Raw genomic sequence first — 19,224 nt, forward strand, 5'->3', positions numbered from 1 at the left:
ATAATAAAAAATGAGGCTCTCGCAATAACAAATGAAAATTTGTAGGCCAGTGCACAGGTTTGGAGGAAATTCTTGCGGAATTTCTTAGATTATAAGTTCGGTGATATTAAAGTTTAGTATCACCGAACTTATTTTATTATTAAAATTGGAATTATGATCATGTTTTACAGGGGCCTAATGAAAGTTGCACTTTCATTAGATTTGGGTTATGAATTATAACGTAATTTTTGTATCTATCGTAAATATGAAAATACTTTGCTGTCCGCAGGACTATAATAAAATTCCTCTTAAAGAGGAATTTTTACCTTCCTTGTGCCCTATTACTTGTGCACTGATAAGCATAAATTTATATAATTCATATATGATAGTCTCATTTGTATTTGTGTATAAGTGAGAAGGTACTTTAAGTTACTTTATTTTACGTAAGAAGATTAATGCTATACTACTAGCAATTATAACAGTTATAGTAGCAGCACTGTTTATGTAATCTCCTGTTTTAAGACCTTTATTAATAGTTGATGAAGCTTTAGTTACTTTAGTATTTTCAGTATCTTCAGTATCTTCTTTTATGTCTGTTACGCCTAAAGTTCCTTCCTCAATAATGTCCTCTGTATCTTTAGATGTATCACTAGTTTCAGGTAAAGTTTCTTCAGGAACAGTTACATCTTCTTTTGGTACCTCTGGAGTTGGTACTTCAGGAGTTGGTTCAACGGGAAGTGTAACATCTGGTTTTTCTTCACTCGGAGTGTTTTCATCTGGTGTAGGATTTGTATTATTATTTGGTATTGAACCAACAAAAGTATAATTATGTACTTCAAATCCTGAATTATAATTATAGAAGTTATTTAATATAACAGTACCATCTATATTTCCGGATCCTGTAGCATTAAAAGTAGCATGTGGCGCTAATATACTTCCTTTTACTGCAATGCTATAAAAATTTAGATTTTCAGCTTCTGGAAAATTCCATAGCCACTTTCTAAAAACATTTGCAGAAGGGGTACCCATTTTATAAAAAATAGCTAAGTTTCCTATACTAACATTCTTACCTTGTATATTGATGATTACTGTTGCTGTTTCAGGAACATCAATATTTATACCATTAATTCCATTAATATCTTCATTTTTTACATTAAAAACTACTAAATTGCTATCATGTCCAGTTAAGTTTAATTGTCCATAATAATTTGAAACAGTACCATTAGCAGATAAAGAATTTAATTCTTTTGTTTTGTTATATAGATAATTTTTTTCACTATTAAAATCAATAATATTTTCTCTTCTTGGTTGATTTGGCACATTATTATTATTGGTCATTGTATAATTAATTACATTACCATTAGTGCTAATTGATGTATTTCCATTAAAATTATTTCCACCAATTGCATTTAAAGAATTCCCTACGATAAGATCGCTTCTTGTAGTAGATGAATTTAAAGAATTCCCTATGCTATAATGTTCATAAGTTGCATTGTTTCCAACAGCAATTCTTCCACTACAATCAGAATACTTATGCACGTGATCATTAAGGACAAATATGCTAAAGTCTGAAGCTGTCCCTAATACGTTAGAGCTATTATTGGCATATATAAAGTCTGAATTAAATGAAAATAAGTATATGCTGATAATCATAATAATTGAAAGTATTTTTTTTATTTTCTGTTTCATAATTTACACCTCTCTATATTGATGTTATCCAATAGAATATATGGAAAATAAACCAAGAACAAGGATATGATACTATGACTACATGTAAATGTCAATATATGATATAAACTTACAAAATATGTTTCATAATGATAGATTAATAACAATTTAAAAGAGAAAAATGTAGAAAGATGAAAATTTAGAAAACTTATATAGAATTTACAAAGAAACGAGGAAAGAAAATGAAAGTAATAGAAGTAGTAGCAGCTATAATAAAAAAAGAAGATAGAATATTTATAACTAGAAGAGGTTATGGAGAATTCATAGATTTATGGGAATTTCCAGGTGGCAAAATTGAAAGTGGAGAATCAAGGGAAGAAGCACTGCACCGTGAGATTAAAGAGGAGTTAGAATTAGATATAAAAAACTTACAGTTCTTAACTACAGTGGATTATGATTATGATAATTTCCATTTAACAATGCATTGTTTTATCTGTGAAATTGATGGAGGTAAGTTAAATCTAAATGCTCATAATGATGCAAAGTGGGTTACTTTTAGTGATTTAGAAAATCAAAAATGGGTTCCGGCAGATATTTTAGTTATAGATGTATTAAAAGAAGCTTTATAAGTTTGATTAATGGATTACAATAAGATCGTATAAAAGATATTACATTGAACTGGGCTGTTGTAATAACGATTATATTTCGTGAGAGCCTAGTTTAATTGTCAATTAACAACTTATTTAATTTTTAAGTACGGTAACAATATTTTTTATTAGGACTATTTTTTCTGTGATACTTTTAAGATAATAGATTAGTTTACATAATCATAATTATGTTATTGTAAATTAATTATATTTAGATGATACAAGTTAGCCATTTTGAATGCAAAATTTATTATATAAAGTAATAAATTTTATTATATATAGTAATAAAATTAAATATATCTTACATTTATAGTATAAAACACAAGTTTGTAATAAATATTTTAGTAAAATATTAAAGAACATTAAAGAATTTTACGAAAATTAAATAGTAGAACAAAAGATAAAAGGAGAAACAAATGAAAAAGAGTAAGAAATTAAGAAGTATAAAAACAGTATTGATTCTTGGAACATTATTATTAGTTATTGTACCACCTGTAATTGTAAGTGCTATATCTTTAAGAGTAACGTCAGTTGCATATAATGAAATGTTTAGTACTAATTCTGAAACGCTAACAAATATTGGAACTAATTTTATAAATAGTGAAATTAAACGTTATACAGATATAATGAATTCTTTAAGTGATAGTAATTTATATGAAAAAATTGAAAATAACATAGAAAAAGAAGTTTTATATGATACTTTTAATAATATATTGCAATGTAATACTAGTTTAGTTGATGTTTATTATAGCGATAAAAAAGGTAATCTTATAATAGGTTCTAGAAAAACATTACCAAGTGATTATAATGCACTAGAACAATCATGGTTTAAGGATAATATCAATAGCGATAAAGAATTTTCTATTACTAATTCATATAAAGACACTAACACAGATGAAATGGTTGTTTCTATGTACAAATCTATTATGAAAGATGGCAATTCATTAGGTGTATTAGGTTTGGATATAAATTTATCAAAGTTATCAGAGGCACTTTTATATGTAAAACAAGGTGATGAAGGAGACATAGCTGTTGTAGATAATACAGATAAAATTATTATTAGTAGCAATAGTAATCTAGTAGGAAGTAATGAGCAACTAAACTATGATAAATGGAAATATATTTCATTAAATAATAATGGTCTAGTAACTAGTAAATATAATAGCGATAAATATAAAATAAGTTTTAATACTGAAGAATTAACAGGGTGGAAGGTTTTTGTGAAGGTTCCATTATCAGAAATTTATGCTTCAAGAAATAAACTTATATTAATTAATGGAATGTCTACTGTTGGTTTACTTCTTATAAGTTCAATTATAGTAGTAATTGCTTCATTAAGAGTCTCAAAATTAGTATGTAAAGTACAAGAAGGATTAAATAGAGTAGCAGACTGTGAATTTAATTTTAGATTGAATGTTAATGGTACTACTACGGAATTTAAAGAAGTTGAAGAAAGTTTTAACAAAATGCAGAGTAATATTGCACATTTAGTAAATCAAGTATCTTCGTCAATAGATGTTGTAAACAAAGAGACAGAAGATTCAGTAACAATAAGTACTAATATTTTAACATCTATGAATGATGTTAGTAATACAATCAATCAAATAGCTGATGGTACAATGCATTCATCTAGTGATTTAGACGACATATCTTCTAAGTTAGAAGAGTTATCAAATAATATGAATAATATTAAAAATATTGTTGAATAAGTAACCAATAGAGCCTTAGAAGCAAATGAGCTTGGAAAAGAAGGTTTAAGTATTTCAAATTTAGTAATGGATAAATCTAAATCTACAAAGGAAAGTACCAATAGTGTAACTGATGCCGTCAATAGTGTAGCAAATAATTTAATAGAAATAGAAAAAATGAATCAAGCTATACGTTCAATTACAGAACAAACTAATCTTTTAGCATTAAATGCTGCTATTGAAGCTTCTAGAGCAGGTGAGCTTGGAAAAGGTTTTGCAGTAGTTGCAGAGGAAATTAGAAAACTTGCCGAGGAAACAGCTATTTCAGCAAAACAAATTGATGAAGTAATTAAAACTATAAGAAATACTACAAATATTGCTGTTGAAAAGGTAAAAGAAACTAGTATTACAGTTTACTGATCAAGGAAAGGCTGTAATTGAGTCACAAGAGATTTTTAATAAAATTATTTGGGCTATAAGAGAATTAAGCAGAGAAGTTGAAGATATATTCCATAATATTTCCAATGTTAATAACATGAAAGATAATTTAGTGGGACAAGTAGCAAATCTTTCTATAACTCTTGAAGAAACAGCCGCTGGTGCAGAAGAAGTGGCAGCTTTATCAGAAGAAGTAACTAGTGCATCTTCAAGCAGTAAAGAAAAGTTCTATGAATTGAGAGATGTTGTAAAAGAACTTGAGGAATCTATAAAAGTGTTCAAGGTTGAGTAAATTTTTATTAATATGAGTTATAAGAAATAAATAATTTTTTAACTATTAATATAAATAATATTTTTCTTCTTAGTTGATTATGAATAATTGACTTTGATAATTTTAGAAGTGAAGTATATCATGTACCAAGAAAAATAGTATTATTATTTATGAACATATCAAGTAAAACTAAGAAAATACCATTTAGCAACTTTGAAGGAGAATAATAAAGAATGAAATATTTTATAGTTGAAGGTATATTAAAAAAACAAGAAAAAGTTGATGAAAGTATAATGAAAGAACATATGGCTTATACTCAAAAAGCAATGGATACAGGATTAATATTAATGTCTGGATTAAAAGCAGATATGAGTGGTGGAATATTTGTTATAAAATCAGAGTCTATTGAAAAGTTAATGGAATATCTATCTTCTGAGCCATTTAAAGTTTCTGGTATACAAGATTATAAAGTTATAGAGTTTTCAGCTCATTACTTTAATCAATCACCTAGTAAGTGGTTTGATAATTAATTTATTATTGTTTTTATAAAATGGAATATTAGAGAAATAAACAAATCCCTTGCAAATTTAGTAGCAAGGGATTTTTAAATGATTATTTATCTAATTTAGATATTAAATTTTCCATATATCCACTATCAAAAGGACTATCAAGACCAACATTATGAAGCATATTTTGGAATGTATCTTTTGCAGACTCCATAGAAAAGGCTAAATATTTATTCCAAGCATCGTAATAATTTTCATTCATCTTAATCTTAAATTGAAGAGCACAAGTTTGTGCTATGCAATAATCAATATAATAGAATGGACTCATATATATATGTCTTTGAAGTTGCCATCTACGACCTTCTCCAAGAAAATCATCATTTTCATATTTTAAATGAGGTTTATATTGAGATTCAAGGTTTTGCCAAACTTGTCTTCTTTCTTCTTTAGTAAGTTCAGGTTTAGAATAAATTATTTCTTGGAATTCATCTACCATGCATCCATATGGAATAAAGGCTATAGCATATTCTAAATGCATTTTGCGATAATCATCAGCTCTATCTCCAAAGAATAAATCCATCCATTTTTCTGTAAAGAATTCCATAGACATTGAATGGGTTTCAGCAGTTTCCATTTTAATATCATTATGTTCCATTATCTCATCATTTCTTGTTATAAATCCTTGGAAAGCATGTCCGCATTCATGAGTTATTACATCAACATCACCACTTGTACCATTAAAGTTTGCAAAAATTATCGGAGCTTTATAAGTATATAACATATCCATATAACCTCCGCCAGCTTTATTAGCTCTGCCTAGAACATCAAAAAGTTCATGATCTAGCATGAAGTCAAAGAATTCTTTAGTTTCAGGAGATAACTCACTGTACATTTTCTTTCCAGCTTTAAAGATATCATCGGCAGTTCCAATAGGGGCTGGATTTCCTTCTAAATAATAAACACCTTCATCAACGGAATCTAGTTTTCCTAGAGATAATCTTTTTCTTCTTTCATCATGAAGTTTAGATGCAAAAGGAACTAAGTATCTTTTTACTTCTTCTCTAAACTTTCTAACATCTTCAATGCCATAGGTAGTCCTTCTTAAAGAATAATAGGCAAGTTCGACGTAACTCTTATAGCCTAACTTTTTTGCTTGCTCAGTTCTGTTCTTAACCATTTTGTCATAGATATCATCTAAATTATCTTTGATTTTTTCAAGTGCCATACTTCTAGCTTTAGTTGCTTTAATCCTCACATTTCTATCTTTAGATGTTAGGTACTTTTCAAGAAGAGAAAGATTTAATTTTTCTCCTTCGAAATCAATGCTAACTTCTGCTAAAAGTTTGCTATATTCAGAAATTAGTTTGTTTTCTTCTTGCTTAAGAGAAATTATTGATTTATCAAAAGATTTTAGATCAAATTCTATATCTTTAAAAGCTATCTTTCCTATTTTATCTTCTAGGTAGCCTTTGAAATTAGTATTAAATAATGCTTTCTTATATTCATTTTCAAATGCTGTAATTTTAGGTGATATTTCATCATAATAATTTTGTTCTTCTTCATAGAATTTATCGGTAACATCACCATCATATCTTAATTGTGCTAAGATCATTGCAGTTGCCATCTTTTTAGTTAATTCATAGTATTTTTTATGGGCTAAAAACTGTTGTTCTCCCGATTTTGCTTCTTTGAATTCTTTTAAAATTTCTTTACCTTCTTTTTCAAAAGATTCAATTGTGATTCTTTTGTATGGTAGGGTGCTTAATTTAAAATTGCTTTCTGTCATTACATTTTCTCCTTAAAATTTTATATTAAATCTTACATTACTATATTATAGTACTTTTTCATTATATATACTATATTGAGATGTATAGACAGTGATGTAGTTATAAATAACATATATATAAAATATCAATTAGCATTACAAATTTAAATATATTATACATATTGCATAAACTAAATTAAATTAGGGAAATACAAAAGTAATATAAGAATTTAAATTTACTAATTGTATATGTACAATTCACGGTGGATTCTAATATTAAAAAATAAAAAGAGGAAGGTAAAGTTTTATGAGTAACAACATGGATATGGAATACCCTATGTTCTGTTATCAATGTGAACAGACAGCGGGAGGAAAAGGATGTACTAAGCTTGGTGTATGTGGTAAGACACCAGAAGTTGCAAATCTACAGGATTTATTAATATTTCAAATAAAAGGTATAAGTTGTTATGCAAATGAAATAATTAAAAAAGGTGAAAATGTAGATAAATCAATAGTAAGGTTTATCGAAAATAGTTTGTTTACGACTCTTACTAATGTTAATTTTGATGCGGATGTTCATGTTGAAATGCTTAAGGAATCTCAAAAAATAAAGGATGAGCTAAAAAAGAAAATCGGAAAAATTAAAAATGATACTGCACATGTTACGTATACTTTGAGTAGTAGTAAATCAGAGATGATTAAGGATTCAAAGATAGCAGGAATTATGTATGATAATGAGTTAGATCCTGATATACGTTCGTTAAGACAGACTATAGTATACGGATTAAAAGGAATAAGTGCATATGGACATCAGGCAAGGGAATTAGGATATTATGATGATGAAGTTGATAATTTCTATGTAAGAGCTCTTGAAGCAGTATGTGATGATAGTCTTACTGTTGAAGAACTGATAAGGTGGACTATGAGAACAGGTGAGATGAGTATTGCAGTAATGAAAAAATTAGATGAAGCTAATACTACTGTTTATAAAAATCCAGAGCCGCATATCGTCAATGTAAAGATTAGAAAAGGCCCTTTTATTATTGTATCTGGGCATGATTTGAAAGACTTAGAAATGCTGCTTAAGCAAACAGAAGGAAAAGGCATTAATATCTATACTCATGGAGAAATGTTACCTTGTCATGGATATCCGGGATTAAAAAAGTACAGTCATCTTATAGGAAATTACGGGGGAGCATGGCAAGATCAACAGAAGGAATTTGATAACATTCCAGGTTGTATTTTAATGACTACAAATTGTCTTATGAAACCAAGAGAATCTTATAAAGACAGAATATTTACTACAAATGTAGTAGGTTGGGATGGAGTTCAATTTATAGATAGAAATGAAAAAGGAGAAAAAGATTTTACTCCAATAATAGAAAAGGCATTAGAACTTGGAGGTTTTGAAGAGGATGAAGAGCCAGATGAAATTGTCGTTGGATTTGGCCATAATGCAACATTAAGTCATGCAGAAGATATTGTAAAGGCAGTTAAGGAGGGAAAAATAAGACATTTCTTTGTAATAGGAGGATGTGATGGTGCAAGACCAGGAAGAAGCTATTATACTGAATTTGCTAAAAAGGTACCGAAAGATTGTGTTATATTAACCCTTGCATGTGGAAAATATAGATTCAATAAACTTGATTTTGGTGAAGTTGCAGGTCTTCCAAGACTTCTAGATGTTGGTCAATGTAATGATGTATTTTCTGCTGTAAGAATAGCAACTGTACTTGCAGATGCATTTGAAACAGATGTAAATAGTTTACCACTTTCCATAATATTATCATGGTATGAACAAAAAGCTGTAGCAGATTTACTTGCATTATTATCCCTTGGAATAAAAGGAATGTATATAGGTCCATCTTTGCCCGCATTTTTTAGTCCAAATGTTCTTCAATATTTAGTTGATACATTTGATTTAAAGGTAATAAGTACAGCTGATGATGATTTAAAATCATGTTTGCAACAAAGAGTCTAAAAATAAATTAGGACTATGCGATGATTAGTGCATAGTCCTGTATTTGCCTAAATTATCTTTTTGCTTTTCTATATCCAGCTTCAATAGCTTCATTTTCAGAATTAAAAGTTACTAGATATTCTGAATCAGCCATGTTTTCATAATCTCTTTGACCTGGGCAATGATAAATTTTAGATTTAGAATTGCCTCTTATAATAGTTGCCTCAGTAGATGATGGTTGTGATGAAGTATTTTCATCAGATTGGTTCGAAGTATTTGAATTTAGAGAGTCACCATCTATTATAGTATTTTCGCCTAATGCACTATTGCCTGTACTATAATCAATTGTTATACCAGGTTGAACATTATAAATAAATACATTAAATTCAATACCTTCACCATTATCTTCTACAGACATTGCTTCTATTTGAACACCTTTTGCTACAAGATCATTACCTTCGAATACTGGTGTTACTCTATATAAAACATGGTTATTTGTTTCTTTAACATAGTCTGCTACCATATTTTCAAATGGTAGCATTCCATCAACATTTAAGTATCTTGTTCCAGTAATTAAATTAAGTTCGTTAGCATTTTCCGCTGTTAATTGGAATCCGATTAAATGACATCTATTATATAAGTATTTTCCACTAATAGAATCATATTTTACAGTTTGCCATCCTGTTGGTTTGACAGAACTAATGGATTCTCTCTCTGATGTAGGCATTATATCAGTTCCAACATTAGCGAAGGCAACACCACATCTTCCTAGTTCATCTAATGGACTATATTTCTCAAAGGATGTTGTTGTTAAATCAGAAGCAGAAAAGTTAGGTTTATTTTCATTTATTTCAATATAAGCTTTTCCAGAATAAGCTGGGATATCAGAAATTGTAGCTGATGCATTTGACGAGCTAAGAAAGTTATTTGTTGACTCATTTAAGTTGTTAGTAGCTTGGCCATCTTCAATATTTACGCATCCTATTGCTGATAATAACATTAAGAGCATAAATGTACAAAATGTAATTTTTTTAATAATAGATTTCTTTTTCATTAGTTTGTTCTCCTATAAAATTCTTTTGTTATTTTTTCATGGGATGATCCTTGAAAATCCATAGTTTCAATTAGGGACCATTTGCCATCTTTTAGATCTATATCAAAGTATAAATCTGCTGGATAATCTCTATTCCAACGATAGATGATTAGATTATCAATTTTTTCAATATAGGTGTTTAATGTTGTATCTTCTACCAATGCGTAATTATCATCTTCACATTGATGAAGAAAGTCACTAGATATTTTGATATTGTTATTATCAATATCTTTATAGAGCTTATAAGAATATTCATTCATATAAAGGAGTTTATCTTTTAATAAATCTTTTATATTAGCTCTAAGTAATTTGTCTTGGCTTTGTCTTCTTTTATTAAACATCATTCCATTATTATTATCTAGACAAACAATGACATTCATTTCTATTCCTCCCCATATTCTTATGTATACTTAGTTATTATACCAAATAGTTTATGTAAAATGATTAGAAAATAGATAAAATAATGTGGTAATTGTAGTAAGGAATAGATGAAATAAACTAGATAAGAAAAAGGAACACTGTTATAATATTTTTTAGAATTTTAAGATAACGAGGAGTAATTACATGAAATTTTATTTAGCACCAATGGAAGGAATTACGGGATATATTTATAGAAATACATATAAAAAGTATTTTGATAATATTGACAAATATTTCACACCGTTTATCGTTACGAATAAAGGCACAAGTCTTAAGACAAAAGAATTAAGAGACATCTTACCTGAAAATAATAAAGGGATAAATATTGTTCCTCAAATTCTTACTAATAATTCAGAGGATTTTATTAATACAGCTAAAAAGCTACAGCAATTAGGATATAATGTGGTTAATTTGAATTTAGGATGCCCTGCCGGTACTGTAGTTTCAAAATATAGGGGATCAGGTTTTCTAGCTAAAAGAGAAGAACTTGATATATTTCTAGATGAAATATTCAAAATGGATAATATGAAAATATCTATAAAGACTAGAATAGGAAAAGACAGTCCAGATGAATTTTATGAACTAATAAAAATATATAATAAGTATCCATTAGAAGAATTAATTATTCATCCTAGAACACGAGAAGACTTTTATGGTAATAAGCCTAATTTAGAAGTATTTAAAGATGCATTAACTTTAAGTGCAAATCCAGTATGTTATAATGGCGATATTTTCACATCGTCAGATTATGATAAATTAATAAAAACATTCCCAGATATAGATACTGTAATGGTTGGAAGGGGACTTCTAGCAAATCCTGCTCTAATATGCGAGATTAAAGATAAGGTTTATTTAGATAAAAAAGTTTTAAAAGACTTTCATGATGAAATATTAGAGCAATATAGAGAGTTATTTAATGAAGATAGAAATGCAATATTTAGAATGAAAGAATTATGGGGATATATGATTCATGTTTTTTCTGATAATAAGAAATATGCTAAGAAGATAAGGAAAGCACAGAAACTAAGTGATTATAATGATGCTGTTTCTAGTTTATTTAATGATCAAGAAATCTTAAGAGGTGCAGGATTATTTAGTGAGTAAATCTATTTTTTTATCTACGTCACGTACATCTTTACTTTTAGAAGTAAAAATGTAAAAATGTTATATATAATAATTTTAAATAAGACTTTTGCAAAGAAGGTTTAGATGTACGATGAAAAGAATATGTGAGGTTTTTAGTGATTATAAAGTAGGTAAAAATATAGGTGACGCAATAGTAGAAAAAACTATTTTAAAAAGGAAGAGTAAAGTATTGGTGATGGATATTTCTTCGGATAAGTATATTGATGTAGAAGAAATTAGGGAACTTAATAAATTTATAATAAAGAGGTTTATATTAAATGATTCAATAATTAATATAAGTTATACTGAGGAAGTTAAACAGAAGCCAATTGAGGAAGCAATTAAAAATATAGTACTTACTATTACAGAAAAACATCCTGTTTTAAAAGCGGCAGCTAGTGATTGTGATTATGAAATAAGTGAAAATGTAATAAAACTAAAATTTAATGCCGTTGTATCTCATTTATTTAGAGATTTACATTATGATAAGGAAATTCGAGAGGCTATAAAGAGCTTATATGAGAAAACATATGATATAAGCTTTATAGATAAAGTCACTAAAGAAGAACAAATAAAGATTAATTATGATAATGAGAAAAATAAAATTATTGATATAAAAAAGAAGATTAAAGCAAAACCTTTGGATTCTCATAAGAATACATCTAATGTAAATACAAAAAATGAAATTAAAGAAGAAGCAAAAAAAGATAAAAAGAAAAATGATGGATCATTGATTTTGGGTAGAAATGCAAATATAAAGGAATCTGTAATTAAAATTACGGATATTACTCCATATGAAGAGACAATATCAATAGCAGGAGAAATATCAAATATAGATACTAAGGAGTTAAGGAGCGGAAAGATATTAGTATCTTTTGATTTATATGATGGATCAAGTTCCATTACTTGTAAATCATTTCTTAAAGAAGACCAGTTTGAAGAGGTATTAGCGAGATTAAAAAAGGCTAAAGGAATAAGAATTTTAGGTAATTCAGGCTTTAGTAAATTTTCAAATGAAGTAGAGGTGATTGCTAATACTATAGTAGAAACTGAAGGAATGAAGAAAATAGTAAGAGAAGATAAAGCTGATATTAAGAGGGTAGAGCTTCATATGCATACAAAGATGAGCCAGATGGATGCAATGACTAGTGCTACAGATTTAATTAAGAGAGCAATGAGTTGGGGAATGAAGTCTATAGCTATAACAGATCATGGTGTTGTTCAAGCGTTTCCAGAAGCTCATAAGCTTTTAGGAAGAGATAATCCAGATATGAAAATAATTTATGGAGTAGAAGCATATCTTGCGCCTGATAAAAAGCCTTCTATTTTTAATATCAAAAATCAAAGTATAGATACTACTTATTGTGTACTAGACTTGGAAACTACTGGATTTTCACCTAAGATAGAAAAAATAACTGAAATAGGTGTAATGAAAGTACAAGATGGAAAAGTAATAGATACTTTTAGTTGTTTTGTAAATCCTGAAAAGCCGATTCCAACTAGGGTAGTTGAAGTTACTAATATCACTGATGATATGGTAAAGAATGCAGATACTATCGATATTGTATTTCCTAAATTACTAAGCTTTATAAAAGATACCGTTTTAGTAGCCCATAATGCTGAATTTGATATTGGTTTCTTAAAGCATAATGCAAAAGAATTGGGATATGATTTTGACTTTACTTATTTAGATACATTATCTTTAGCTCAAGAGCTTTTTCCTGATTATAAAAGTTATAAACTTGGTAGAATAGCTAAAAAGCTTGGTATCAAGGTTGATGTTGCACATAGGGCATTAGATGATGTAGATACTACAGTAAAAGTATTTAATATAATGATTGAAATGTTAAAGGAAAGAGGGTGTAAATCCTTAGAAGATGTATTGATTAATGGTGCTGATGAGGTAGCTAAAAAAGAAGAATATAAAAAGCTAAAAACATATCATGCTATAATATTAGCTAAAAATTATACAGGGCTTAAGAATCTATATAAACTTGTTTCTTATTCGCATTTAGATTATTTTTATAAAAAACCTCGTATATTAAAAAGTATGTTTAAAAAGTATTCTGAAGGGTTAATACTAGGAAGCGCTTGTAGTGAAGGTGAACTTTTTCAATCAATTTTGCTTGGAAAGTCAGATGAAGAAATAGAAGCTATTGCAAGAGATTATGATTATTTAGAAATACAACCATTAGGTAATGATGAGTATTTAATAAGAAATGGTCTTGTTCCAGATGAAGAATATATTAAAGATATCAATAGAAAAATAATTTCTCTTGGCGAAAAGTTGAATAAACTTGTAGTAGCTACTGGTGATGTTCACTTTATGGATCCAGAAGATGAAATATATAGACGTATTTTAGAAGCTGGTCAAGGATATAAAGATGCTGATAATCAAGCTCCTTTATATCTACGAACTACAGAAGAAATGTTAGAAGAGTTTTCATACCTTGGAGATGAAAAAGCTTATGAGGTTGTTGTAACTAATACTAATAAAATTTCTGATTTATGCCAGCAAATTAGTCCTATATCTCCAGAAAAATGTCCACCACATATAGATGGATGCGAACAAACTATAAAGGATATTGCTTATGGGAAGGCACATGAATTATATGGGGATCCTCTTCCTGAAATAGTTCAAGCAAGGCTTGATAAAGAATTAGATTCTATTATAAAAAATGGATTTTCAGTTATGTACATAATAGCGCAAAAGCTTGTTTGGAAATCTAATGAAGATGGATATCTTGTTGGTTCAAGAGGATCAGTTGGATCTTCAGTTGTGGCATATATGACAGGTATTACAGAAGTAAATGCATTACCTCCACACTATAGATGTCATAAATGTAAATATTCAGATTTTAATGACTATGGTTATAAAAATGGTTTTGATTTGCCTAATAAAAAATGTCCTGTATGTGGTGAAACGTTAGATAAAGATGGAATGGATATTCCATTTGAAACTTTCCTTGGATTTAATGGAGATAAGGAACCAGATATAGATTTAAACTTTTCTGGTGAATATCAAAGTAAGGCACACAAATATACTGAAGTAATATTTGGTAAAGGTACAACATTTAAAGCTGGAACAATAGGTACTATAGCTGAAAAAACAGCTTTTGGGTATGTGAAGAAATATTATGAGGAAAAAGAGATATCAGTGAATAGTGCTGAAATAGCAAGAATTTCAAAAGGATGTACGGGAATAAAAAGAACTACAGGACAACATCCAGGAGGCATAATAGTTGTGCCAAAAGGAAGAGAAATTTTTGAATTCTGTCCAGTACAACATCCAGCTGATGATCCAGATTCAGATATTATTACTACTCATTTTGATTATCATTCTATAGACCAAAATTTACTTAAGCTTGATATATTAGGCCATGATGATCCTACAGTAATAAGAATGCTTCAAGATATAACCGGTGTTGACCCTAAAACAATACCTTTAGATGATAAAGAAACAATGTCGTTATTTTCTTCGACAGAAGCACTAGGATTAAAACCTGAACAAATAAATTCAGAAGTTGGTACATTTGGAATACCAGAATTCGGCACTAAGTTCGTAAGAGGAATGCTTTTAGATACATTACCAACAACTTTTGCAGATTTGTTATGTATATCAGGACTTTCACATGGTACAGATGTTTGGCTTGGAAATGCTAAGGATCTTATTGATGCAGGAACTGTTACATTAAGTGAAGCGGTATGTACTAGAGATGATATTATGATTTATTTAATTAAAAAGGGATTGCCACCAAATACAGCATTTAAAATAATGGAACTTGTTCGTAAAGGAAAGGCCTTAAAGGACCCTGAAAAATGGATGGAATATGAAACATTAATGAGAGAGCATGATGTTCCAGAGTGGTATATAGATTCTTGTAGAAAGATAAAGTACATGTTTCCAAAGGCTCATGCGGCGGCCTATGTAATGATGGCCTTTAGAATTGCTTGGTTTAAGGTTCATATACCTAAAGCTTACTATGCAGCATATTTTTCAATTAGGGCTAAGGCTTTTGATGCAGAATTCATGATATTTGGAAAAGAAAAAGTTAAAGCTAAAATGAAGGAAATTAATATGCAAGGTAATAGTGCAGCTCCAAAAGATAAAGATATGTATGATGATCTAGAAATAGTTTTAGAAATGTATGAAAGAGGATTTAAATTCTTACCTATTGATTTATATAAATCTGATGCCACAAAGTTTAAAGTAGAAGATGATGGATTAAGGCCACCTATAAATAGTATATCTGGTATGGGTAATGTTGCTGCTGAAGCAATAATAAATGCCATTCATATGGAGCCGCCAATTAGTTCTATAGATAATTTAAAGAAACGTGGTAAAATTGGAAATGCTGCTATAGAATTATTAAGAAAATTTGGTTGTTTGAATGATCTTCCTGAAAGTGATCAAGTTAGCTTTTTTGATATAGTTTAATAGTAAAATAGGTGATGTTGTAGTAAAAGCAAATAAACAACATCACTTATTTTTTATTTATCAATAATGAAGTAGATAATACTGTTATGGTTCATATAAGAAATCTAAGAGATAAAATTGAAGATGATAATAAGAAACCTAAGTATATTAAAACTGTTTGGGGAGTTGGCTATAAATTTGGAGAATAAAAAGAAATAGATAATCTCTATTTTTAAAGTTTTCACATAAAAAAGGATTAAATGGTTAACCTATTTTATGAGAATAACAATAATAGAGGTGACGTAATGAAGAAAAAAAGTGTGGAGCTAAATTTAAATGCTTTGATACTTATGATATTTACATCAGTATTTGGTTTTGCTAATATGCCAAGATCATTTTATTTAATGGGATATGCCGCAATTCCGTGGTATATAATAAGTGCTATAGTATTTTTTATTCCCTATGCATTTATAATGGCTGAATATGGTTCTGCTTTTAAAAAGGAAAGTGGAGGAATGTATTCTTGGATGGAAAAGTCTGTAGGATCAAAATATGCTTTTATTGGTACATTTATGTGGTATGCATCTTATATAGTATGGATGGTAAATGTCGCATCATCAATATGGATACCATTATCAAATGCAATTTTTGGTGGGGATAGGACTTCTTCATGGACAATCTTTGGGCTAAATTCAACTCAAACATTAGGGATACTAGGAGTTATATGGATAATATTTGTAACGTTTACTGCAATTAAAGGTGTTGAAAGAATAACAAAGATTACATCTGTTGGAGGTACTTTTGTAGCGATTTTGAATATAGTATTAATAATAGGCGCGATAGTTGTGGTAATTTTAAATGGAGGTAAATTTGCTGAGCCTATTAATAAAATGATAAATGCTTTTACAGTATCACCAAATCCAGATTATAAATCTATAATTCAGATATTTTCTTTTATTACCTTTGCAATTTTTGCTTTTGGAGGATTAGAAGTTTTAGGTGGATTAGTTGATCAAACTAAAGATGCTGAAAGAACTTTTCCTAAAGCTATAATAATTGCAGCTACAGTAATATCTATTGGTTATGCGGTGGGTATATTTGCCTGTGGGATGTTTACTAATTGGAGTAATGTATTGTCAGGTGATAATGTAAACTTAAGTAATGTTGCATATATACTTATGAATAATTTAGGTGTACAAATAGGGTATGCTATGGGACTGAGTGAAGCTATATCAATACAAATAGGTCTCTGGGTCGCTAGATTTGTTGGTTTATCAATGCTATTGGCATTAACCGGAGCATTCTTTACATTAACATATTCTCCATTAAAAACTTTAATATCAGGAGCACCTAAAGAAGTTTGGCCAGGTAAGTTAGGTGAAATAAAAAATGAGATGCCAGTCAATGCAATGTATTTACAATGTGCTATTGTCATAGTAATCATTCTTTTAGTTTCCTTTGGAGGAAAAGGAGCTAAGGAGTTTTTTAGAATATTAGTTTTAATGACTAATGTTGCAATGACAATACCATATTTATTTTTAGCAGCAGCATTTCCAAAATTTAAGAAGAAACAATTAGAGGGAAAAGTAGATAAAGCATATATGTTTTATAAATCTTATGGATCAGCAGTTTTCGTATCAATAATGATTTGCTTAATGGTTGGATTTGCTAATATTTTTACAATAATTGAACCAGCGATAGGTGGTAAGATATTTGATACTATTATGATGATAGCTGGTCCAGTAAGTTTTTCTATTATTGCCTTAGTGCTATTTTCCATTTATGAAAAGAAAAAATAATATTGATATAAAAAGTGTAAATCTTTATTGCAGATTTGCACTTTTTTTTAGATAATAGATAAGAATTAAGATATATAAATGGAGATAATTTTATGAATAATGAGATAAAGACATTAACGATATCAAATTATAATAAGTTTCAATGTATTGCGGATAAATGCAAATATACATGTTGTGATGGTTGGGATATAGGAATAGATAATGATACTTATGATAAATGGAAAGGAGATAAAGCCTATGACATACTAGAAAATATAAAAATCACAGAGTGCGGAAATAAAAAATCATTTTGCGTAAAAAAGGAGACAAAGGAAAGGTGTCCGTTTTTAGATATAAAAGGTCTATGTGATATTGTAAAAAGTTATGGAGAAGAATATTTATCGTCAACTTGCAGAATATTTCCTAGAATAGAAAATGATTTTTTTGATAGAAAGGAACTGACACTATCATGTGCTTGTCCTATGGTAGTTGATATAATAGGTGATAATGATTCAGAAGTTAATATAACTTCTGAAGTAAGTAGTGATTTGATAGAATTGAAAATAAGAGATACTATTGTAAGTATAATCAAAGAAGAGGGATTCTTATTAGAAGATAAGCTTATTATTTGTTATGAAATGTTATTAAATGAATATGAAGATATTTATGATGAATTTTTAAAAAAATATAAAAATATACAATATATTAATGAAAGAATAAAAGATTATAGTGAAATAAACTTAAATATATATGATGGTTTAGAAGAAATTAATAATTTATTTTTAGATGTTGTAGAGAATTATAGAGGGGTTTCTATTTTAAAAACTTTATTAGAGGATATCTCAATATTTGCAGAAAATGCAAATATTGAAGTTTTGGCAAATCAATGGGATAAGTTTAAAAAGATTTTTGATAATAAAGCAGGTAAATTGTTAAAAAGTTGTATTCTATCTAAGATTTACAGTAGCTGCGTTTGTGAAGATATAGAAGAGATGATTCAAGCTTATGAAATGATTATAATAGAGTATTTACTAGTAAGATATGCAGTGTTTCTTAGATATTCTAGTAATAGAAATAATGATATAGTTATACAAGATGTAAAAGATTATATAGTAGCATTTTCAAGAATTATTGGAAACAATACTGAAGCAATGATAGAGTTTTTTGAAGATGGATTTGAGGATAGTATTTTAGAGTTAGGATATTTATATTTTATAGCTTTATTTTAAATTGAAGGTTTTTATAGATATTTTTTAATTTGCAAAGCAAGTTCATTTCTTATAAATCCAGGTTGATTAATATTCTAGTATGAATTAATTGAAAATAATTATCAATTAATTTGACAATAGAAAAATGTGGGAGTACAATTAATATATAGATAACAATTATTAGTTAATTATATTTACTTTAAACTTAAGATTATAGTTTTATTTATATATAGTAACACACAGCTATATATATTTTGATGA

General features: G+C 28.4%; 14 protein-coding genes and 1 pseudogene. 11 read left to right on the top strand and 4 right to left on the bottom strand.

The annotated features are described in order from the left end of the window. Positions 1-408 precede the first annotated feature (408 nt). The gene (locus tag CM240_RS14745; protein WP_044040262.1) at positions 409-1,668 is read right to left on the bottom strand and encodes a choice-of-anchor A family protein; all 1,260 of its coding nucleotides are present in this window, start codon (positions 1,666-1,668) and stop codon (positions 409-411) included. A gap of 221 nt (positions 1,669-1,889) precedes the next feature. On the opposite strand from CM240_RS14745, the gene CM240_RS14750 reads away from it, so the two are divergent. The 5 genes from CM240_RS14750 (at position 1,890) to CM240_RS14760 (ending at position 5,221) form a co-directional block, all read left to right on the top strand. After that, positions 1,890-2,276: a (deoxy)nucleoside triphosphate pyrophosphohydrolase gene (locus CM240_RS14750; protein WP_044040263.1), complete on the top strand. Its 387-nt coding sequence runs from the start codon at positions 1,890-1,892 to the stop codon at positions 2,274-2,276. 434 nt (positions 2,277-2,710) lie between these two features. Then, positions 2,711-4,003, top strand: coding sequence for a HAMP domain-containing protein (locus tag CM240_RS17875; RefSeq protein ID WP_197537952.1), 1,293 nt, complete (start codon positions 2,711-2,713; stop codon positions 4,001-4,003). Between the two features lie 66 nt (positions 4,004-4,069). Continuing rightward, entirely contained in the window at positions 4,070-4,402 is a 333-nt protein-coding gene (locus CM240_RS17880) for a methyl-accepting chemotaxis protein (RefSeq protein ID WP_197537953.1), read from the top strand. A 115-nt stretch (positions 4,403-4,517) separates the two neighbouring features. Further along, entirely contained in the window at positions 4,518-4,712 is a 195-nt protein-coding gene (locus CM240_RS17885; RefSeq protein ID WP_197537954.1) for a hypothetical protein, read from the top strand. A gap of 212 nt (positions 4,713-4,924) precedes the next feature. Further along, positions 4,925-5,221: a YciI family protein gene (locus tag CM240_RS14760; RefSeq protein ID WP_044040264.1), complete on the top strand. Its 297-nt coding sequence runs from the start codon at positions 4,925-4,927 to the stop codon at positions 5,219-5,221. 82 nt (positions 5,222-5,303) lie between these two features. Here CM240_RS14760 and CM240_RS14765 read toward each other — a convergent pair whose 3' ends face one another. Further along, the gene (locus CM240_RS14765; RefSeq protein ID WP_044040265.1) at positions 5,304-6,983 is read right to left on the bottom strand and encodes a M3 family oligoendopeptidase; all 1,680 of its coding nucleotides are present in this window, start codon (positions 6,981-6,983) and stop codon (positions 5,304-5,306) included. A 286-nt stretch (positions 6,984-7,269) separates the two neighbouring features. On the opposite strand from CM240_RS14765, the gene hcp reads away from it, so the two are divergent. Then, the gene (gene hcp / locus CM240_RS14770; protein WP_044040266.1) at positions 7,270-8,943 is read left to right on the top strand and encodes a hydroxylamine reductase; all 1,674 of its coding nucleotides are present in this window, start codon (positions 7,270-7,272) and stop codon (positions 8,941-8,943) included. A 52-nt stretch (positions 8,944-8,995) separates the two neighbouring features. Here the strand turns inward: hcp and CM240_RS14775 are convergent, their stop codons facing one another. Then, on the bottom strand, positions 8,996-9,976 hold the full coding sequence (locus CM240_RS14775) for a DNA/RNA non-specific endonuclease (protein WP_051483886.1): 981 nt from the start codon (positions 9,974-9,976) through the stop codon (positions 8,996-8,998). Beyond that, on the bottom strand, positions 9,976-10,395 hold the full coding sequence (locus tag CM240_RS14780; RefSeq protein WP_044040267.1) for a hypothetical protein: 420 nt from the start codon (positions 10,393-10,395) through the stop codon (positions 9,976-9,978). The genes CM240_RS14775 and CM240_RS14780 overlap by 1 nt, the downstream gene beginning before the upstream one ends. A 184-nt stretch (positions 10,396-10,579) precedes the next feature. On the opposite strand from CM240_RS14780, the gene CM240_RS14785 reads away from it, so the two are divergent. The 5 genes and pseudogenes from CM240_RS14785 (at position 10,580) to fliB (ending at position 18,984) form a co-directional block, all read left to right on the top strand. Beyond that, complete coding sequence (locus CM240_RS14785) at positions 10,580-11,539, top strand: tRNA dihydrouridine synthase (protein ID WP_044040268.1); 960 nt, start codon at positions 10,580-10,582, stop codon at positions 11,537-11,539. A gap of 112 nt (positions 11,540-11,651) precedes the next feature. Then, positions 11,652-15,998, top strand: coding sequence for a DNA polymerase III subunit alpha (gene polC, locus CM240_RS14790; RefSeq protein WP_044040269.1), 4,347 nt, complete (start codon positions 11,652-11,654; stop codon positions 15,996-15,998). Positions 15,999-16,072: 74 nt separating this feature from the next. Then, positions 16,073-16,186 (top strand): annotated as a pseudogene (locus CM240_RS17300) (winged helix-turn-helix domain-containing protein); the annotation flags it as partial. 96 nt (positions 16,187-16,282) lie between these two features. Then, positions 16,283-17,776 (top strand): glutamate/gamma-aminobutyrate family transporter YjeM, encoded by a 1,494-nt coding sequence (gene yjeM, locus CM240_RS14795; RefSeq protein WP_044040270.1) that lies wholly within the window; start codon positions 16,283-16,285, stop codon positions 17,774-17,776. A gap of 92 nt (positions 17,777-17,868) precedes the next feature. Further along, positions 17,869-18,984 (top strand): flagellin lysine-N-methylase, encoded by a 1,116-nt coding sequence (gene fliB / locus CM240_RS14800; protein ID WP_044040271.1) that lies wholly within the window; start codon positions 17,869-17,871, stop codon positions 18,982-18,984. Positions 18,985-19,224: the final 240 nt, after the last annotated feature.

Origin of the sequence: Clostridium bornimense (genome assembly GCF_000577895.1) — a bacterium.
Lineage (GTDB): Bacteria > Bacillota > Clostridia > Clostridiales > Clostridiaceae > Clostridium_AN > Clostridium_AN bornimense.